Genomic DNA, 20,112 nt, shown 5'->3' with positions numbered 1-20,112 from the left:
GCTGAAGGTAAGAACGACCTAAAAATCAACCTAACGGACAGCTACGGCCAAGAGCAAGAAATCAACATCAGCGCAAAGGCGGGTGACGATATCGAAGAGCTTGCGACTTACATTAACGGCCAAACTGACCTAGTGAAAGCCTCAGTAGACCAAGACGGTAAACTGCAAATCTTCGCTGGCAACAACAAAGTTGAGGGCGAGGTCGAGTTTTCAGGCGGTCTATCTGGTGAACTAGGCTTAGGCGAAGGCAAAAAAGTAACAGTAGATACTATCGACGTAACCTCAGTTGGTGGCGCACAAGAATCTGTTGCTATCATCGATGCGGCACTGAAATACGTAGACAGCCACCGCGCAGAGCTAGGTGCATTCCAGAACCGTTTCAACCACGCAATCAGCAACTTGGACAACATTAACGAGAACGTGAATGCGTCGAAGAGCCGTATCAAAGATACAGATTTCGCGAAAGAAACGACGGCAATGACCAAATCACAAATTCTATCGCAAGCGTCAAGCTCAATCCTTGCGCAAGCGAAACAAGCGCCTAACTCAGCGCTAAGTCTGCTAGGTTAATCAATTTAACAAAGCAAGAAACCAAAGCCAGGCTCATCCCTGGCTTTTTGCTTATTGGCTATAACGATTCAGATGTGTCCTGACAGTATGTTCGATAAGGCATTCATATCGATTAGATGATCTCTTTAAATTCCAATGTTTCTGCGATGGTGGCGCAGAGACACCTGAGTCAAGCAGCTGCGCAAAATGTTGAGTCACAACGCAACCTAACTTCGGGGTTTCGAATCAACTCGGCGAGCGATGATGCGGCAGGTTTACAGATATCGAATACTCTCCATGTACAAACGAGAGGGCTTGATGTCGCCTTAAGAAATGCGCACGACGCTTTTTCTGTTGCTCAAACAGCGGAGGGAGCATTGCACGAAAGCAGTGACATATTGCAACGCTTACGCTCTCTGGGGCTTCAAGCAGCAAACGGCAGTTATGACTCAAGTGATCGGCAAAGTATTCAATATGAGGTCGTAGCGCTGCAAGATGAGCTTGATCGTGTCGCGATCACGACAACATTTGCGGATAAAAACCTGTTTGATGGATCTTACGGTTCACAAAGTTTCCATATTGGCGCGAACGCTAATTCAATCTCTTTGACGTTACGTAACATGCGTAGCCATATCCCAGAGATGGGAGGGCAGCATTATGTTGGTGATGCGGTCGATAAAGATTGGCGAGTCACTAAAGATAACCAAACCCTAAAAGTCGAATACCAAGACAGTAAAGGGCAAACCCAAACGGAATCCATTGGACTCAAATTGGGTGACCGCATAGAACAGGTCGCCACTTACATCAATGCTCAACAATCGATAGTGAATGCTTCAGTAACGGAAAACAACGAACTGCAATTCTTCGCTTCTACGATGAAGGCGCCAGAGGGTGTGGTTCTCGATGGGAGTTTAGCGGATGAGCTTGATGTGAGCGCTGGTCAATTAGTCACAATGGATGACATCGATATGTCGACGGCAGGTAAGGCGCAGCTTTCAATTGGGGTGATTGATGCAGCAATTAAGTATGTTGATTCGCACCGGAGTGAAATTGGCAGCTTTCAGAACCGTGTAAACGGCTCGATGGATAACTTAAATACTGTGAATCGGAGTGTTACAGAATCCAAGAGTCGAATAAGAGATACAGACTTCGCAAGAGAATCTACGGAAATGGTGCGTTCTCAAGTGCTCCAAGATGCGACAACTGCATTACTCGCTCAAGCGAAGCAAAGGCCGAGCTCAGCACTAGGCTTGCTCAGTTGAACGTGTTTCAGCGATGCACATCGCTCAGAAAAAAGTCAGATAATAAAAAACGCTGCCATTGGCAGCGTTTTTTTCGTGTTCGATTAAGTAAAAATTACTTAGTTACACGTAGAACTGGAGTTTCACCAACAGTTACAGAACCAGAAAGCTTGTTTAGCTCTTTGATTTCGTCCATGTTAGAGATAACAACTGGAGTTAGCGTTGACTTCGCTTTCTCTTCTAGAAGAGCTAGATCGAATTCAATTACAGTGTCGCCAGCTTTAACAGTTTGACCTTCTTCAGCGATACGCGTGAAGCCTTCGCCTTTTAGTTCAACTGTGTCGATACCGAAGTGAACGAAAAGCTCAACACCGTCGTCAGACTCGATAGAGAACGCATGGTTAGTTTCGAAGATCTTACCGATAGTACCGTTTACAGGAGCTACCATTTTGTTGCCTGCTGGCTTGATAGCAATACCGTCACCAACGATTTTCTCAGCGAAAACAACATCTGGCACGTCTTCGATGTTTACAATCTCACCAGAAAGTGGCGCGATGATTTCGATAGCACCAGCGTCAGCGCTGTCATCAGATACAAGCTTCTTAAGTTTGTCAAACAGACCCATTGTGTCATGCTCCTAAGGTTTGGTTTTATTCTGTCGAATTATAGTATACCAATATAGCTCATTAGACGACTTTTTTCGCCGTCTAATGGCCATTAAGTATTGAATTACTTGGTACTACCGATTACTGAGCTTTCTCAGCAATAAACTTTTCTACCACGGCTTCGATTTCTTCTGCTGTCGGTAGAGAAAGGGCTTCTTCAGCCATTGCTTTCACTTCTGCGAAGTTAGAGTTACGAACTACTTTCTTCACTTTAGGGATTGAAATACCGCTCATTGAGAACTCGTCCAGACCCATACCTAGAAGTAGAAGTGTTGCACGCTCGTCACCTGCAAGTTCACCACACATACCAGTCCATTTACCTTCTGCGTGAGATGCGTCGATAACTTGCTTGATCACTGTAAGTACAGCTGGTGATAGTGGGTTGTATAGGTGAGAAATCATCTCGTTACCACGGTCAACTGCTAGCGTGTACTGAGTTAGGTCGTTTGTACCGATAGAGAAGAAAGACACTTCCTTCGCTAAGTGGTGTGCGATCGCAGCAGCAGCAGGAGTTTCAACCATAACACCGATTTCGATGTTTTCGTCGAACGCGTGGCCTTCAGCGCGTAGCTCTTCTTTGTACTCTTCGATCGCTTTCTTAAGCTCACGGATTTCTTCGACAGAGATGATCATTGGGAACATGATACGCAGTTTGCCGTGTGCAGAAGCACGTAGAATGCCACGTAGCTGATCACGAAGGATTTCACGACGATCCAGACTGATACGTACAGCGCGCCAGCCTAGGAATGGGTTCATCTCTTTTGGAAGATCCATGTATGGGAGATCTTTATCGCCGCCGATATCCATAGTACGGATGATCACAGCTTGACCGTTCATTGCTTCCGCAACTTCTTTGTACGCTTGGTACTGTTCTTCTTCAGTTGGTAGCGCAGTACGGTCCATAAATAGGAATTCAGTACGGTACAGACCAACACCTTCACCGCCGTTACGAAGGATACCGTCACAGTCTTTCACTGTACCGATGTTACCGCAAACTTCTACACGGTGACCGTCAGTCGTTTCTGCGTGTAGGTCTTTCAGTTTCGCTAGCTCTTCTTTTTCAGCTAGGAATGCTGCTTTAACCGCTTTCGCTTCTTCTAGCTCAGCTTCTGATGGGTTAACAACAATCTTGTTGTTCATTGCGTCAAGAATCAGCATGTCGCCATTCTTAACTTTCTTCGTGATGTCGTTAGTACCAACGATAGCTGGAAGCTCAAGTGAGCGAGCCATGATTGAAGTGTGAGATGTACGACCGCCGATATCACAAGCAAAACCAAGCACGTAGTCTAGGTTGATTTGTGCAGTTTCAGATGGCGTTAGGTCGTAAGCAACAAGAATTACTTCTTCGTTGATATCGCTAAGCGAAACAATGTTGATGCCTAGTGCGTTCTTAACAAAACGAGAACCGATATCGCGGATGTCAGTTGCACGCTCTTTTAAGTATTCGTCGTCTAGAGACTCAAGAGCACATGCTTGCTCTTCGATCACTGAGTGGATAGCGTGATCAGCAGTCATCTTGTCGTTTTTGATAAGTGCTAGGATTTCCTCTTCTAGCTCTTCGTCTTCAAGAAGCATGATGTGACCTTCAAAGATCGCTTCTTTTTCTTCGCCAAACGTTTCAAGCGCTTTTTGCTTGATAGTTTCTAGCTGAGCTGCAGATTTGTTACGAGCGTCAAAGAAACGCTGAACTTCAGCTTCTACTTGATCGTCAGAAATAGTGTTTGTGTTTAGGACAATTTCATCTTCTTGAAGTAGTAGTGCTTTACCGATTGCAATACCAGGAGATGCTAGGATGCCTGAAATCATAGCCTTACCTTAAGTTTGGTCAACTTTATAAAACGGGAGAATAATGGGTGCGCTAACGAATAGTTTTAGCTTAGTTTTGAGCCTATTTCCAACGAAGCCATTTTGCTTTCACAAAATGGCTTCTGGAGTAGGAGACCGGATTAGTGTAGTTGGTCCATTAGAGCAACTAGGTGGTCAACTGCTTGCTGAGCTTGTGGGCCTTCAGCAGAAATAGTAACTTGAGTACCTTTTACTAGGCCTAGTGTTTGTAGTTTGAACAGGCTCTTAGCGCTAGCGCTTTTACCGTTAGAAGTCACAGTGATGTCTGCGTCGAATGCTTTTGCTTCTTTAACAAACTGTGCAGCTGGACGAGTGTGAAGGCCGTTTTCTGCTGTGATTTCTACTTGCTTCTCGTACATGTGATATACCCCAATAAATGTATTTTTTTGTTAGTTTGTGACCAGATTTTAGCTTAACTGCTTTACATCTTGTGCGCTAGCACGGGAAGAGTTCAAAGCGCGTCAGTTCTGATACTAGTCAAAAGTTTGGTAACTACGCAACTGTTTGCGTGCGTAATCACTTTGAAACCTTTTTGTGTTCTGCTTCTTTATTTTGAAGCTAGAAATAAAACACCCTGATATTACCAAAGGTAGGGCAGGGATCAACAAAAAAGCCCCTAAACGGGGCTTTTTTAAACTAAAAATTGATTTGAACACATATTATTGTTGGTTCTCTTTTTCGGTAAAGATACCTGCAAAGAGTGCTGTACTTAGGTAACGCTCACCGGAACTTGGCAAGACAGTTACAATTGTTTTTCCTTCAAATTCAGGTAGTTCCGCAAGTCGGTTCGCTGCAACAACCGCTGCGCCAGATGAGATACCAGCTAGGATACCTTCCTCTTCCATTAGGCGACGAGCCATCTCAATCGCTTCTTCTGAGGTAACTTGCTCAACACGGTCAATAATGTCTAAATCGAGGTTACCAGGGATGAAACCAGCACCGATACCTTGAATTTTGTGTGGGGCAGGCTGGATTTCTTCGCCAGCAAGTGCTTGTGCAATAACCGGAGACTCTGCTGGCTCAACTGCAACAGAAGTGATGGCTTTGCCTTTTTCACCTTTGATGTAACGGCTAGTACCTGTAATAGTACCGCCCGTACCAACACCAGCAACGAATACGTCGATTTCACCGTCTGTCGCTTCCCAAATCTCAGGGCCCGTAGTCTTTTCGTGGATTTCTGGGTTCGCTGGGTTGTCAAATTGTTGAAGAAGTAGGTACTTCTCAGGGTTGCTTGCTACGATTTCTTCTGCTTTAGCAATCGCCCCTTTCATGCCTTTCGCCGCTTCAGTCAGCTCAAGGTTCGCGCCTAGTGCTTTTAGTAGCTTACGGCGTTCTAGGCTCATTGATTCAGGCATGGTCAATGTTAGCTTGTAACCGCGAGCAGCCGCTACGAATGCTAGAGCAACACCAGTGTTACCACTGGTAGGTTCTACAAGCTCTACACCTGGCTTAAGAAGGCCCGCTTTCTCTGCTTCCCAAATCATGTTTGCACCGATACGGCACTTAACACTGAAGCTAGGGTTACGCGCTTCAATTTTTGCGAGAACTTTGCCTTTACTTACTTTGTTTAGACGAACGAGAGGTGTATTACCAATAGTAAGAGAGTTATCTTCGTAGATTTTGCTCATAGTGATGTTCCTTCATTACACGTTGTGTGAATATGGATAGAAGAATATGCGGTATGAAAAAAAGGGAAAAGGATTAAAAAGTTATATCTTATTAGGTTGGCCCAGAACTTGATAAAAGAAAAGGGAAAAGCTGGCGCTGATCCCTTTCCTTAATCTCTAGTCGACTATCGTTGGTGCTTAAACTCCGCGACCCACATAGCGGTTGCACCACATATTGCTACAGGCATGACAATGAGGTTCAAAATTGGGATCGTCGTAAACACAGACACCAATACCCCAAAGCCATAGGCCTTACCTTGCTTTTGTTTCAATTTGTAACGCATGTCGTTAAATGGGATTTTATGGTTATCAAACGGGTAGTCACAATATTGAATCGCGAGCATCCAGGCGGTAAAGATAAACCATAAAAATGGGCCTACTGTTTGTCCAAGGGCAGGGATGAGCAATAATAGGAATAGGCCTATTGCTTTAGGTAAAATGTAAAGGAGCTTTCTCCACTCACGAGCTAAAACGCGAGGAACATCTTTCAGGACGGCAGTGAAACCATCATCATTTACTTTTTGTCCCGTTAAGTACTCTTCCACTTTTTCAGCCAAGAGGCCATTGAATGGCGCGGCGATAAAGTTCGCGAGCGTGCTGAAAAAATAGGAGAAGGTAGCGAGTATCGTCAGAGCGAGTAAAGGCCAAAGAATGTAAGTTAACCAGGATAAAAACTCAGGCAGCTTCCCAATCCAGCCTTCTATCCATATATTAAGGTTTGAAAATAGATAGAAGATGGCACCACCTACAAGCAAGATATTTGCAAGTAGAGGTAAGATGACAAAGCGCCTGATTTTAGGGGCAAGTGCCAATTGTATCCCGTATAGAAAATAACCGAACCCGGTTCTCTGCTGATTGTTTTGCTTCATGTCTATTTTGGCTTCGTGTAAATGAAAACTCATTGTACCTGTGAGGACTTTTCTTTCAATGCCCTGACAAATGACGTCTTGTTAAGTGGAATCGTGGCAAGAATCACAACAAAAAACGGAACTTCTTGCATTAAGTTGTTCTAAATCTACATATAGTTTTGGTAAAGTAAACGTATCATTCAGATTTATTGCACTTGGGTTGCTGCTCAAGGAACTGCGAGTAGTAAAAACAAGTATATTGAGAGTAAATAATGCAGGAATTGCGATTCGTACTCATTGTTGTTGGCGCATTAGCCATCGCGGCATTACTGTTTCATGGTTTATGGAGCAGTAAAAAAGAAGGCAAAGCAAAGTTTGGTAACAAGCCACTTGGTAAGCTGGATGTTGACCAAGAAGACAAAAATGATCTTGTTGAGAAAGAACGAGACTTCGCTCCCGCTCCTGAAGATGACTTTGAGATCATTCGCAAAGATCGCAAAGAACCAGATTTTGGGATGGCGAGTTCTTTCGACAACAAGTTTGAATCTGACCCGTTATTCGGTGGTCCATCTGAAGTCAAACAGACGCAGCAGGAGCCGGATGACATCCCTTCATTTGTTGCAGAAAAAGATAAAGAAGAGGACGTTGAGCCTGTTGTTCAAGCAACAGTAGCTGAAGAGCCATTCCAGCCTGCTGTGGAAGAAGACGTTATTCCCGCCGCGTTTGATATTACGGAGAAAGAACAGCAAGTCGAAACGGTTAGTGAGCCTGTCGTTGCAGAGCCTAAGGAAGAGCCAAAGCCAGAACCTGAAATGCAAGTGATTGTATTGAATGTGCACTGTGCTGGTGAAGAGCCATTTGTTGGTACTGCTTTATTTGAAAGTATGCAACAAAACGGTCTAATTTATGGCGAGATGGATATTTTCCATCGTCATGTCGACTTGTCCGGTAACGGCAAAGTGCTGTTTAGCGTCGCTAATATGATGCACCCTGGTACGTTTGAGCATGCTGATCCTGCTGAGTTTACAACGAAGGGTATTTCATTCTTCATGACATTGCCTTGTTATGGCGAGGCTGAACAGAACTTCAACTTAATGCTCCGAACTGCGCAGCAAATTGCTGATGATTTAGGTGGTAACGTACTTGATGACCAACGCAACTTAATGACGCCAGATCGTTTAGCATCTTATCGACGTCAAATAGTTGAGTTTAATGCCGCTAACGCATAATCTTAACAGCAAATAATAATAGGGCTCCGGATGGAGCCCTTTTTCTTGGATTTCCCAACCTCACCGATTGAAAATACACGGGGCTTTACTATGTCTGAATCAGTACTTCAGCGACTAGAAGAACTAAAAGAGTCGTTGCATTACCACGCTGTGCGTTACTACGTGGAAGATAACCCAGAGATCCCTGATGCCGAGTACGACCGTTTAATGCGAGAGTTACTGGATATTGAAGCTGAGAACCCTGACTTAATAACCGTAGACTCGCCAAGCCAACGTGTCGGTGGACAGCCTCTCTCTGCGTTTAGCCAAGTGACACATGAAGTACCGATGCTTTCGCTTGATAACGCGTTTGATGATAGTGAACTCGATAGTTTCCACAAGCGCGCACAAGAGCGCGTGGGCAGCCAGAGTGTGAAAGAATACTGTTGTGAGCCTAAATTGGATGGACTCGCCGTAAGTTTGTTATATGAGAATGGCGTGTTAGTTCAGGCGGCCACTCGAGGCGATGGTACTACGGGTGAAAACATCACAGAGAATGTGCGTACGATTAAAGCTATTCCTTTAAAACTCAGGGGTAATGACTGGCCAAATCGTCTTGAAGTTCGTGGTGAAGTCTTTATGCCGAAAGCTGGGTTTGAAAAGCTCAATGAATTAGCAAGGAAGAAAGGCGAGAAAATCTTTGTGAATCCACGTAACGCTGCGGCAGGTAGCTTACGACAATTGGATTCACGTATTACGGCTTCTCGTCCGCTTAGCTTCTATGCATACAGTGTAGGCGTGGTGCAAGGCGCAGAATTGGCAGCAAGTCATTACGAACGCTTTTTGCAAATCAAATCTTGGGGACTGCCAATGTGCCCGGAAACTAAGCGAGTTGAAAGCTTGGCGGATGTAAAAGCTTACTACCAAGATATATTGCAGCGTCGTGATGCCCTCCCTTATGAGATCGATGGTGTCGTTATTAAAATTGACGATATTGCCGTGCAAGAGCGTCTGGGGTTTGTTGCTCGCGCTCCACGTTGGGCGATTGCCTACAAATTTCCAGCTCAGGAAGAAATGACGACACTGAATGAAGTGGAGTTCCAAGTCGGTCGCACTGGTGCGATTACACCTGTTGCTAAGCTAGAGCCTGTATTTGTTGGCGGGGTAACGGTAAGTAATGCGACGCTTCATAACGCAGATGAGATAGAACGTCTGCAGGTCAAGATTGGTGATCACGTTGTGATCCGCCGTGCTGGCGATGTTATTCCCCAAGTCGTATCTGTCATCAAAGAGCGTCGACCAGAAACAGCTCGAGATATTGTTTTCCCAACTCAGTGTCCTGTTTGTGGTTCGCATGTTGAGCGGATCGAAGGAGAAGCGGTAACACGTTGTATGGGGGGCTTAGTTTGCCAAGCCCAGCGCAAACAAGCGCTAAAACACTTTGTTTCTCGTAAAGCGTTAGACGTTGACGGTTTAGGCGATAAAGTGATCGAGCAGCTTGTTGATCGTGAGATGGTGAAAACTCCTGCTGACTTATTTAAGTTATCAGCGGGGATTTTAACCGTACTAGATCGCATGGGGCCAAAGTCTGCGCAGAATATTGTGAATGCGTTAGAAAAATCCAAAGAGACAACGTTACCTCGGTTTTTGTATTCACTGGGGATCCGTGAAGTTGGCGAGGCAACCGCAGCAAACTTAGCAATGCACTTTAAAACGTTGGGAGCGATCCAAAATGCTACCGAAGAGCAGTTGATTGAAGTGCAAGACATCGGTGCTGTGGTTGCTCAACATATTACGACTTTCTTTAGTGAAGAACAGAACCAAGCGGTGGTTAAAGATTTGCTTGAACAAGGAATTCATTGGCCAGAGATTAATACTACTGAGCAGGTGGGGGAATTACCATTAGAAGGTAAAACAGTAGTATTAACGGGAACACTTTCTCAACTGGGGCGTACAGAAGCCAAAGAAGCCCTCCAAGCACTGGGGGCTAAAGTGACGGGTAGTGTTTCTAAGAAAACCGATATTTTGTTTGCTGGTGAAAATGCAGGTTCGAAGCTCGCAAAGGCACAAGAACTGGGTATCGAAATTAAAACAGAACAAGACTTACTCGAACTGATGAATTAAGTCTTCTCAAAAAAGCTAAAAAATAACTAAAAGCCCCGTATGGTAAGCATGCGGGGCTTTTTCTTGTTCATAATTAAGTGTTTTTTTATTGAGTAATTGATGCCTTTGTTCTTTTCAGTGATCAAGATCGAACCTTGGGTTATTGGTTTTTTTGGCTTTTTTAGTCTGCGAGTGACTTCAAGTTGATACTTTTAAGTTCAATTTAAGTGTTTGATTTTAAATGATATTTTATTGTGTTGTGTTGTGTTGGTGTTGTTAAAAATAAGATCTGGATCAATAAGTTATATGGAACTTTGGAGTGGCTCATATTTTTTTAGAAAAAAATAAGTTCCATTTGGATGTTTTTAGCTGCGAAGTTAGTCTTAATCACGTGGATACACGGTGTGTATGCAGGAACTAAAAAAAGCCAAATTAGAAATAATGAGGTTTGATCAGGAATTTACTTCTCTCCTTCGGCGGCCAACTAAAGGTGAGATAGAAAAATACAGCTATATCCATTTTTAGGAGTTTTTCCATGGACAAATTTTTTAAGGTTTCAGCGTTAACCGCAGCAATGTTTGGTGTTGTTGCTGTCGCTCCAGCTACAGCGTCTACTGAAAGTGCAGCAGGTGGCGAGTACGTAGAGAAAGTGAACGAATTTATGCAAGACTCAAGTCTGAATGCATTATTCATAGTTGATACTCGTTCACGAACTCGTACAACAGGTAAGCCCGGCGGTGAAAATGGTGACCGTTGGAGTCGTCTAAACTACTCTTCTTACAACGCAATTTTAGACTTCACTTCTGGCTACCACGATGGTTGGGTGGGCGCAGATGTTGCGGCTTACTACTCTGGCGATCTTTACAACGATAGTCTTTACAATTCAAACGAAGGCTACCTATGTAACGAAATCTCAACTTGTAACAACCTAGACTGGGGTGCAGGTGATGGTCAGCAGCTTAAAGTTTACAAAGCAGCGCTGAAATTCAAAGCAAACGAAAACTTTAATGCTCGTTTCGGTATGTTACAGGCTGGTGGTAACGGTACAATCGGTAACGTTTGGAGCTTTGTACCTGGTACTTACCGTGGTTTCGAACTGAACGCTAAGCTTGGTGATTTCAACCTAAGCTACTTTGGTGCAGACCAATTTACAGCACCTTGGCTGCTTCACGAAGATGATTACGCACCAGCGCTTTGGTCTGACACGTCATGGAGCTACCTACACTCTCTAGGTCTAAATGGTAACCTAACTGACAGCCTGTTTATGCAACTTGGCCTAGGCCAAGCAACTGGCGTTCAATATGCAAATGGTGTTGACTGGGGTGCAGGTCAAGTGACTAGCTACCACAACGAGACTGATAACACATCTTACAAAGCGTATTTGAAGTACACAGTGAGCGATCGTACAACTCTAGCATTTGATTTCTACGGTGTTGATGACGATGTGAAATACGATGGTCTAGGTTTCCACACTGGTCTGTCTTTGAACCAATCTTTCGGCAAGCTAGCTTGGATGTCTGAGTTGCGCTACACAGACACAGATAACCGTGCGGACTTCGTTCCTCGTACTATTCATACATATGGTATGAACAATGGTACTTGGTCTCAGTGGTGGGATGCGCTATCTGACTGGAACAAAGCGGGTGAGCTAGCATGGTACAACCGTCTATCTTACAACCAAGGTAACGGCTGGAACTACTACCTAGGCTTTGGTTACGGTACTGGCGCTGACTCTGCAGCAAGCGGAGCATCAGGTGACTGGGATTACGAAAGCGAATACGCAGTTAACGCAACAGTATCTTACTCACTACAAAGTGGCGCGCTTAAAGGTTCTACCATTCGTTTACACGGTACAATCCTAGAACGTGATGAGTACGCAGGTGCAGGCGATGCGGATGAGACAGACTTACGTCTACAAGTTCTTATCCCTTACAGCTTCCACTAATACTTAGTGAAATAATAAAAGGAGCCGCTAGGCTCCTTTTCTATTTCACTTCTCGGCCGTCGTATATTTTGCAATATAACGGTGGCAACATATGTACATTACCGTTTGGCAACTCACACTTTATCTCTGGGCCTAACGTACGACCACCGGATGCACCATTAGCATGAGTGGTTAACGGAATTATGGCAAAAGATATTACTAATAGACCAGATAAAAATCTCATAATCATCACCTTAATATAAACTTTAAATATCTACGTACTTGTATAAACCGTGACTACGCAGAAAGGCAAGGTTGAATAGGGCTCTTATATCAAACTAAGCTCTTACTTCTTTACTATTCCCATTCCCCACCTCTAAATCGACACATTTCACTTGGAATATTCGTAACGTCGCCACTTGGCATCTTACATTCGACTATAGGTCCCAAATTAGTTGTACCGCCGTTTCCGTTGTTGTAGGCAAAGGAAGAAAAAGAAAAAATACCGCACAACATTAAAAAGAGAAGCTTATTCATAGTACATCCTCTTACTTACCAAATAAAAAGCACTCAACTTAAATGCTTATGCGTTAAGTATGTATCCGAGGATAAAAAGATCAAAAAATAATTCAATAAAGTTTTATTTTTTAAAATAAATTTAGAGCGATAATTTACCTAGATATATTTCTATCTTATTGATTGTCGTGTGTTGAATAATTAAATGATAGGAAATGGGAGGTAGGGTATTAATAATATTACTACTACTTATTTTTTTCTCGATTTTAATTAAGGTAATGAAAATAAAGCAGTTGTTTAGATTAAAGTAATGGAGCATGATTTGCCCCATTACTTTGGCATAAATTAATTAGAATCAGGCTCAATGATTAAAATAATACCTTCCACATCGGTGATTCTTACGCGGGTACCGGCTGGAAGTGCTTGATCCGATTGTGCGGACCATGTGGTATCGGCTACCTTGATGCGATTGAGCCCGACGGAAAAGTCTTCTTCAAGGATAAGAGTACGCCCAATTAACTGCTTGTACTTTTGGTTCAGATCTCTTTCTTGGTCTTCTTGCTTGTCTTTAGACCATTGTCGTCGCCACCAAAGCCAGGTGGTGATTAAGCTGAAGCTTGCAAAGCAAAGCCATTGCAATTGCCAGCTCATTGGCAAAACGGTCATGAATGCTCCAACGATAAGTGCAGACATCCCGAGCCAGAGAAAATACCCTGCGGTACCAAGTAGCTCAACTGCTAAAAGAGCAAAGCCAAACGCTAGCCAATGCCAGAAAGAGATACCTTCCAACAAACTAAAAAAGTCCATAAATTATTCTTTATCTTGCTGTTTAAACATTTCTGCTATCCCTGCAACCGAGCCCATTAGTCCGGTTGCTTCTAATGGAAGCATAATGATTTTACCATTTTCGGCTTGACCAATGCTCTTGATCGCTTCGGTATAACCCTGTGCAATGAAGTAATTGACGGCTTGCATGTCACCTTTTGCAATGGCTTCGGAAACCATGTAAGTCGCTTTTGCTTCTGCTTGCGCGGCACGCTCACGTGCTTCTGCATGGAGAATAGCAGACTGCTTTTCGCCTTCAGCTTTTAATATCTCTGATTGTTTATGACCTTCGGCCTTTAATATCTCAGCTTGGCGAACCCCTTCTGCTTCAAGAATTTCCGCACGCTTATTACGCTCGGCTTTCATTTGCGCATTCATTGCAGCGGTCAGATCGGCTGGTGGCTGGACATCTTTAATCTCAATTCGTGTGACTTTTACGCCCCAAGGGTTTGTTGCTTGGTCAACAATCGCCAACAGCTTAGAGTTGATCATGTCGCGTTGGCTCAGCATTTCGTCCAGTTCCATTGAACCTAAAACGGTACGAATATTGGTAAGGGTCAAGTTTCTAATAGCGTGTTCTAAATCGTTGACTTCATAAGCCGCTTTGGCAGCATCGATCACTTGAACAAATCCGACAGCGTCAATAACCACGTTAGCGTTATCTTTTGAAATGACCTCTTGCGCAGGAATATCGAGAACGCGCTCCATCATATTTACTTTTTGACCAACTTTATCAACGAATGGAATGATTAAGTTTAAACCCGGCTTTAATGTGTGGGTGTAGCGTCCGAAGCGTTCAACTGTCCAGTTGTTTCCTTGCGGAACCGTTTTAATGGCTGAAGATAAGATAACGACAGCAAGAACGACGAAAATACCGATGGTGATCAGTGAATCAATTGGCATGAGTTATTCCCTTAAGTGCATAATGTTCGATCCATTTTTACCTATTTATAGACAATAGACAATTGAAGTTCTGAGACCTTTGAGAGGTTATTGGTTTTTTATATGACAAAGGCCGGAAATCCCGGCCTTTGTTATCTTCTTCCTAGAAGAATGCGACGCTTAGTACAAAATTGAGTAAAGCTGGCGACGATATTTGCTTGCTAATGCGTTACCTTGACCTAGCGCACTGAGAATATCCATAAAAGTCTTCTTCACTTCACCGTCTTGGGCGCCCAAGTCTTTTTTAAGAATATTCCACAGCAGTTCCAACGCTTCTTCATCCCGACCAACTTGGTTGTATTGTACCGCCAATTCACAAGCGAGTTCGAAGTTTGCCATGTCTGCTGCGTATGCTTGTTCTAGTCGCTGTAACTCAGGGCTATCTGCAGCCTGCAAATGCAGCTCGAGCTTGGCTATTAGGCTCTTGTAGTAGTTATCTTGATACTCGAGAGGGATAGCGTTCAGTAGTTCTTGGGCAATATCAAATTGTTTGGTTTCTAGCAAACAATCAGCCATCGCGAGTTTCACATCACCACGCTCTTGCAGCTCTGGCGGCAAAGTGTGGATGATACTCAAAGCCTGAGCATGCTCACCTTGCTGAAGAAGTTCACTGACTTGTTTTAATAGTTGTTCATCTGGGCTTGGCAAATGCTTTTGTAGCATGGTAGCAATGGCATCAATTGGCTGGGGGCCTCCCAGACCATCGACGGCTTGACCATTTATAAACAGCGCGATAGTTGGCAATACTTGCACGCCAAATTGAGACGCTAAAGCTGGCTGATCTTCACAATTTAGTAGAGCAAGCGTAAATGCACAGTTGTACTGTTGAGCAAGAGATTGCAACTCAGGGAGTATCTGTGCGCTTTCTGGCTGAGCGTTGGCCCAAAAGTGGATCAAAACGGGCGTGTTCATTGATCCTTCAAGCGTTTCGCGAAAGTTCTGTTCTGTTATCTCAACGATAAATGGGGATTGCATCAGAGTATCCTTGCCTTGTGTCTTGTCGTTGATATTAGATATGGAGTTGATTTAGGTGAAATTCAAGCGACATTCACCATCAATAATGAATCATTCTATTTTGAGAAAACGTGAGGTAATAGAGTGAGGTTATTGCTGCTCAGGTGTTAGATAAAAAGAAAACGCTGCCGAAGCAGCGCAATTCTAATGCTATTTGTTAGTGCGGTATCAAAATAGGATGAACATGGTCAACACTACACCCACACTAAGCCAGTTAAGCTGATTTAATGTCATTGTTGCCTCGCAGTAGTATAAACATTGCTACAAAACGTAATGGGTGGCGATACCAAATCTAAGCAACTCAATCACTTTGGGCGAAAGAATCCCCGCTGAATTGCGTAGAAATTGATTCGTTTAGTTGAGGTTTTTTTTACCTACATGTTCATAATGACATCACATTGTTACGGTGAAATTACATTTCGACAAAACTTTTTTATGCAGCCTGTCGCAAAATTTTATCAAGTACACGGGTTGGTAATAGTCTTTTCAAGACTGCGAATAATTTAGTCGGTGTAGTAATTCGATAACGAATTTTCGGTGAAACGCTAGTTAATGCATGAAGAACTGGTGCGATGCAAGACTCTGCAGGCAAAACAAATCGATTATTAGACTTGTTGTTGTTGAGTCGCTCTCTTTGTCCTTCATAAGCATGACGATGGGGGCTAGATTCAATATCAACCCACTTCTCAAAGGCTCGTAATGCATTGTTTCTAAATTGAGTTTCGATCGGTCCTGGTTCTATCAATGCCACTTTGATATTCGTATCCGCAAGCTCTAGCCTGAGCGTATCTGTCCAGCCTTCTAAGGCAAATTTTGATGCATTATAGGCACCACGGTATTTCATTGCGGCAAAACCAAGAACAGAGCTGTTTTGTATGATGCGTCCTTCGCCTTGCTGGCGCATATGAGGAAGCACCTCTCTGACCAACTGGTGCCAACCAAAAAAGTTGGTCTGAAATTGATCTTGAAGAGCCTCGGTGGGTAAGTCTTCCAGTGCTCCGGGCTGACCATAGGCACCATTATTGAACACTGCGTAAAGCTTACCTTCTGCTAACTCTAGCGCTTGCTTCACGCCCGAAGAAATGCTTTCTGGGCTATTTAGGTCTAGATTGATGCAGGTTAGCCCTTCATTAATTAGGCGCTGGACATCTTGTTCTTTCCTACAAGATGCAATGACATTAAATCCCTTGTTTTGTAGGGCGTGAGCGCACACGTAACCGATGCCGGTTGAACAACCCGTAATAAGAATCGACTTTTTCATAATTTAATTTAAGACTCAGAAACATTGATTGGAGCCATCATTCATCAGCTCCGGTCATGAAGCAAGTGCTTGAGTGCTGGCTCTATTCTGGAGTAGCTAAATTTAAAGCCCAGTTCGGTGAGTTTTTTGGGTTTGGCTCTCATGCTATCAAACAACAAGCAGGAAGATTCTCCCATTAGGAGTTCCATCGCCCATTTAGGCGTGAACAAGATATGCGGACGTTTTAGCGTTTTAGCTAGTGTGCCGCTGAATATACGATTAGTCACAGGATGGGGGGCGCACATATTGAATGCACCGTGGGCATGTGGTGTTTCAAGCAAGTACATGATAGCGCGGATCATATCTAGGATGTGAATCCAAGGCATGTACTGATTACCGTTCCCAAGTGGGCCGCCTACGCCAAGCTTGTAAGGTAATAGCATCTTTGCCAACGCACCACCATTAAGGCCGAGTACCACGCCAGTTCTCAGTAGACAAACCCGTGTTTGTTCCGACTCTGCGCGCTTAGCTATTTTCTCCCACTTTGCACAAACCTCGTGAGGAAAGCCGTCGCTATTAACATGTAAGCACTCATCAAACGGATGATCTTGTTGGTCACCATAGTAGCCAACTGCCGAGCCACTAATAAAAACAGAGGGAGGTTCGGTACTTGCGTGGATCAGCTCAACAATTTGTTCGGTAATTTTCCAACGACTTTTGCAGACTTTTTCTTTTTGCTCGCTGGTCCACCTTTTATCCGCAATAGGCTCACCTGCAAGATTAATGACGGCATCAACGTGATTGAGATCGGCGAACGACTCGAGCGAGTCAAGGTATTCGATATTACCCAGATCAGCATGCTGTAGGCGTTGTTTTGCTCGCTCTGGAGAGCGTGTAAGTAGCATAACCTGGTGAGTTGATAGCAGCTTGAGCAACTCCGAGCCAATAAACCCAGTGCCACCTGTGAGTAATATCTTCATGTTATCTCTTTGAATGTACACGTATTAGAACATTATAGTCGTTTTGTTCTTAGCTTGATCATCTCAACACCATTATTTCTGGGATAGTGACAAGCTGGCAGAGATACTATTAACTTCACATATTAGAAAATATGTAACTAAATGTTATAGATGGCGCTAGTGCATTCACGGTAGAAGAGTGAAATCTATGCCAGACTAGAAGTTATCGCTCATTGGAACGAGCGTAATCAGTTTGCACAATCAAGGAGGATAGGCATGGAAGCATTTGTTGCGCTTTTTCGAGCGCTCCTCAATAGTGCTCGTGACTTATTACCCATCATCATTGTTATCACTTTTTTCCAATTAGTCGTTTTGCAAGAGCCGCTGCCCAACCTGGTCTCCATTCTTTTTGGCTTGTTGCTTGTCGTTTTAGGATTAACCTTTTTTATCTTTGGCCTAGAACTTGGTCTTTTTCCTATCGGAGAGAGTATGGCTCAAGCCTTTGCAAAAAAAGGCAGCGTGTTTTGGTTATTAGTCTTTGCGTTTTGTTTGGGGTTTGGCACCACGATAGCTGAACCTGCATTAACCGCGGTAGCGGAAGAAGCCTCAAAAGTTGCGGCAGAGGGCGGAATGATCGCTAACTCAGAGCAGTCCATGCAGGATTACGGAGAAGGACTTCGAGTAACAGTAGCTCTCTCAGTGGGGATAGCCATCGTTATCGGTGTTTTGCGTATCTTAAAAGGGTGGCCGATTCATTACATGATCATTGGTGGCTACGTCGGCGTTGTAATACTGACGTGGTTTGCACCTGAAGCCATTATTGGTGTCGCTTACGATTCCGGAGGTGTAACCACGTCCACCATAACAGTACCTCTGGTCACTGCACTGGGCGTCGGTTTAGCGTCTTCTATTAAAGGGCGTAACCCTATGGTGGATGGCTTTGGTTTAATCGCTTTTGCCTCGCTGTTACCGATGATGTTTGTGATGGTTTACGGAATGGTCGTAACATGATTTCAATTGATCATTTCCTAGACACTTTGTTATCGACCGTTCGAGACGTCGTTCCCATCGCCAGCATTATTTTTGGTTTTCAGTTAGCGGTGTTAAGGCGTCCTGTTAGCAACCTTAAGAAAGTTTTGCTTGGGTTCGTTTATGTGATTTTCGGGTTAGCTCTTTTTTTACTTGGATTAGAAATGGCGTTGTTTCCACTTGGGGAGACGATGGCTGTGCAATTAACGGCGCCGGAGTTTTTACAAGAGTTCAAAGTATCGGTAGGGAAAGCCTTAATGTGGGTCGACTATTATTGGGTTTACACCTTCGCCTTTTTTATAGGCTTTAGTACCACGATTGCAGAGCCTTCTTTAATCGCTGTAGCGATAAAAGCAAACCAAGTCTCTGGAGGCAGTATCAGTATTAACGGCTTGCGCGTAGCCGTTGCGTTTGGGGTGGCAATTGGTATTGCATTAGGGAGTTACCGGATTGTCGTGGGCGATCCCATTCATTATTACATCATCGCGGGTTACATCGTCGTTGTGATTCAAACGTTTTACGCTCCTAAGCTTATTGTTCCACTCGCCTACGATTCTGGAGGCGTAACAACTTCTACCGTCACTGTCCCACTTGTAACTGCATTAGGGTTAGGGCTTGCTTCGACCGTCCCTGGAAGAAACCCAATGATTGATGGCTTTGGCTTGATCGCGTTTGCCAGTCTATTTCCTATGATCTCTGTGATGGGCTATGCGCAAATAACCCAGTGGCTGAATAAAAACGTCTCGGAGGAAGAAGAAAATGCGCTTTAAATTGATACTTGCGTTTGTTGAAGACAGCAAAACAGACAAGGTGTTGGACGCTGCACGCGATGCTGGTGCGACCGGTGCAACAGTGATTAACAATGCTCGCGGGCAAGGTTTAAATCAAAAGCGAACGTTTTTTGGTTTAACGCTAGAAGTGCAAAAAGATGTGCTGCTGTTTGTGGTCGAGGAACATCTATCTCGACACATATTAGAGACCATTAATGAGGTTGGTGAATTTGACAGAGAGTCGGGACAGGGGATTGCTATTCAGATCGATATTGAAGATGCAGTCGGTGTCGCGCATCAAGTCGAGACATTGACCAAAGTAGTCGAGGATGAATTATGAGCAGTCAAACGATAATTAGAGTTCGAGATGTTATGGCGGCAACGTATGTAATGGTTGATGGACTGATGACCGTATACGAAGGCATAACGCTAGCGAAAAAATACCAAGTCAAAGCACTGGTGGTGAAAAAGCGAGATGATAATGATGAATATGGCATCGTGTTGATGAATGATATCGCCAAAAAGGTGCTGGCGAATAATCGTTCTCCTCAGCGCACAAATATTTATGAAATCATGACCAAGCCCGCTTTGTGTGTCGAACCAGATATGAACGTAAAATATTGTGCACGTTTGTTTGAGCGATTTGGCATAAGCAGAGCGCCGGTCATTGAAAGTGGCGAGGTCATTGGGATGGTGAGTTATAACAATATTGTCATCAATGGTATGGTGCGAGAAGAAGTGTAATAGGTTGATATAAATGAAAAATC

General features: G+C 43.9%; 20 protein-coding genes. 9 read left to right on the top strand and 11 right to left on the bottom strand.

Annotated elements, in window-relative coordinates:
• Together R7Z10_RS13640 and R7Z10_RS13635 are read left to right on the top strand one after the other, a co-directional pair.
• The coding region (locus R7Z10_RS13640; protein ID WP_206958538.1) for a flagellin at nt 1–570 on the top strand (570 nt) is incomplete at its 5' end.
• Nucleotides 571–686: 116 nt separating this feature from the next.
• Complete coding sequence (locus tag R7Z10_RS13635) at nt 687–1,811, top strand: flagellin (RefSeq protein WP_005382040.1); 1,125 nt, start codon at nt 687–689, stop codon at nt 1,809–1,811.
• Between the two features lie 94 nt (nt 1,812–1,905).
• On the opposite strand, the gene crr is transcribed toward R7Z10_RS13635, so the two are convergent.
• The 5 genes from crr to cysZ form a co-directional block, all read right to left on the bottom strand.
• Nucleotides 1,906–2,415, bottom strand: a complete 510-nt coding sequence (gene crr / locus R7Z10_RS13630) for a PTS glucose transporter subunit IIA (protein ID WP_005382041.1) — start codon at nt 2,413–2,415, stop codon at nt 1,906–1,908.
• A 121-nt stretch (nt 2,416–2,536) separates the two neighbouring features.
• Nucleotides 2,537–4,261, bottom strand: a complete 1,725-nt coding sequence (ptsI, locus tag R7Z10_RS13625) for a phosphoenolpyruvate-protein phosphotransferase PtsI (RefSeq protein ID WP_005389298.1) — start codon at nt 4,259–4,261, stop codon at nt 2,537–2,539.
• A 140-nt stretch (nt 4,262–4,401) separates the two neighbouring features.
• The gene (locus R7Z10_RS13620; RefSeq protein ID WP_005382043.1) at nt 4,402–4,659 is read right to left on the bottom strand and encodes an HPr family phosphocarrier protein; all 258 of its coding nucleotides are present in this window, start codon (nt 4,657–4,659) and stop codon (nt 4,402–4,404) included.
• 300 nt (nt 4,660–4,959) lie between these two features.
• The gene (gene cysK, locus R7Z10_RS13615) at nt 4,960–5,928 is read right to left on the bottom strand and encodes a cysteine synthase A (RefSeq protein WP_005382045.1); all 969 of its coding nucleotides are present in this window, start codon (nt 5,926–5,928) and stop codon (nt 4,960–4,962) included.
• Nucleotides 5,929–6,092: 164 nt separating this feature from the next.
• Nucleotides 6,093–6,836 (bottom strand): sulfate transporter CysZ, encoded by a 744-nt coding sequence (gene cysZ / locus R7Z10_RS13610; RefSeq protein ID WP_318105053.1) that lies wholly within the window; start codon nt 6,834–6,836, stop codon nt 6,093–6,095.
• Between the two features lie 251 nt (nt 6,837–7,087).
• Between cysZ and zipA the strand changes: the two genes are divergently transcribed.
• The 3 genes from zipA to R7Z10_RS13595 all read left to right on the top strand — a co-directional run bounded on the left by zipA (nt 7,088) and on the right by R7Z10_RS13595 (nt 12,071).
• Entirely contained in the window at nt 7,088–8,044 is a 957-nt protein-coding gene (gene zipA / locus R7Z10_RS13605; RefSeq protein WP_042523140.1) for a cell division protein ZipA, read from the top strand.
• Nucleotides 8,045–8,134: 90 nt separating this feature from the next.
• Nucleotides 8,135–10,147, top strand: coding sequence for an NAD-dependent DNA ligase LigA (gene ligA / locus R7Z10_RS13600; protein WP_017819968.1), 2,013 nt, complete (start codon nt 8,135–8,137; stop codon nt 10,145–10,147).
• Nucleotides 10,148–10,661: 514 nt separating this feature from the next.
• Entirely contained in the window at nt 10,662–12,071 is a 1,410-nt protein-coding gene (locus R7Z10_RS13595; RefSeq protein WP_005382055.1) for a hypothetical protein, read from the top strand.
• Nucleotides 12,072–12,111: 40 nt separating this feature from the next.
• On the opposite strand, the gene R7Z10_RS13590 is transcribed toward R7Z10_RS13595, so the two are convergent.
• The 6 genes from R7Z10_RS13590 to R7Z10_RS13565 all read right to left on the bottom strand — a co-directional run bounded on the left by R7Z10_RS13590 (nt 12,112) and on the right by R7Z10_RS13565 (nt 17,567).
• Nucleotides 12,112–12,294 carry a hypothetical protein gene (locus R7Z10_RS13590; protein WP_021707681.1) on the bottom strand — a complete coding sequence of 61 codons (183 nt, stop codon included), beginning with the start codon at nt 12,292–12,294 and terminating at the stop codon, nt 12,112–12,114.
• A gap of 617 nt (nt 12,295–12,911) precedes the next feature.
• Nucleotides 12,912–13,373, bottom strand: a complete 462-nt coding sequence (locus R7Z10_RS13585) for an NfeD family protein (protein WP_238966644.1) — start codon at nt 13,371–13,373, stop codon at nt 12,912–12,914.
• A gap of 3 nt (nt 13,374–13,376) precedes the next feature.
• Nucleotides 13,377–14,294 carry an SPFH domain-containing protein gene (locus R7Z10_RS13580; protein WP_005382060.1) on the bottom strand — a complete coding sequence of 306 codons (918 nt, stop codon included), beginning with the start codon at nt 14,292–14,294 and terminating at the stop codon, nt 13,377–13,379.
• Nucleotides 14,295–14,453: 159 nt separating this feature from the next.
• Entirely contained in the window at nt 14,454–15,308 is an 855-nt protein-coding gene (locus R7Z10_RS13575; RefSeq protein ID WP_318105050.1) for a co-chaperone YbbN, read from the bottom strand.
• A 472-nt stretch (nt 15,309–15,780) separates the two neighbouring features.
• Nucleotides 15,781–16,608 carry an SDR family oxidoreductase gene (locus R7Z10_RS13570; protein ID WP_171344859.1) on the bottom strand — a complete coding sequence of 276 codons (828 nt, stop codon included), beginning with the start codon at nt 16,606–16,608 and terminating at the stop codon, nt 15,781–15,783.
• A 44-nt stretch (nt 16,609–16,652) separates the two neighbouring features.
• A complete protein-coding gene (locus tag R7Z10_RS13565) occupies nt 16,653–17,567 on the bottom strand; it encodes a TIGR01777 family oxidoreductase (RefSeq protein ID WP_318105048.1) in 915 nt (304 codons plus the stop codon).
• A 255-nt stretch (nt 17,568–17,822) separates the two neighbouring features.
• Here R7Z10_RS13565 and R7Z10_RS13560 point away from each other — a divergent pair, with 255 nt between their 5' ends.
• From R7Z10_RS13560 to R7Z10_RS13545, 4 genes are read left to right on the top strand one after another with little or no spacing between them, the layout of a single operon-like run.
• A complete protein-coding gene (locus tag R7Z10_RS13560) occupies nt 17,823–18,557 on the top strand; it encodes a DUF1538 domain-containing protein (RefSeq protein WP_047102893.1) in 735 nt (244 codons plus the stop codon).
• Nucleotides 18,554–19,345, top strand: coding sequence for a DUF1538 domain-containing protein (locus R7Z10_RS13555; RefSeq protein ID WP_005382078.1), 792 nt, complete (start codon nt 18,554–18,556; stop codon nt 19,343–19,345). Before R7Z10_RS13560 ends, R7Z10_RS13555 begins: the two co-directional genes overlap by 4 nt.
• A complete protein-coding gene (locus R7Z10_RS13550) occupies nt 19,335–19,685 on the top strand; it encodes a P-II family nitrogen regulator (protein WP_005382084.1) in 351 nt (116 codons plus the stop codon). Before R7Z10_RS13555 ends, R7Z10_RS13550 begins: the two co-directional genes overlap by 11 nt.
• On the top strand, nt 19,682–20,089 hold the full coding sequence (locus R7Z10_RS13545; RefSeq protein WP_031781352.1) for a CBS domain-containing protein: 408 nt from the start codon (nt 19,682–19,684) through the stop codon (nt 20,087–20,089). The genes R7Z10_RS13550 and R7Z10_RS13545 overlap by 4 nt, the downstream gene beginning before the upstream one ends.
• Nucleotides 20,090–20,112 lie beyond the last annotated feature (23 nt).

Origin of the sequence: Vibrio sp. Vb1018, from assembly GCF_033338775.1 — a bacterium.
Lineage (GTDB): Bacteria > Pseudomonadota > Gammaproteobacteria > Enterobacterales > Vibrionaceae > Vibrio > Vibrio alginolyticus.
The sequence above is the reverse complement of the archived record's forward strand: the minus strand, read 5'-3'. Positions and strand labels throughout refer to the sequence as shown.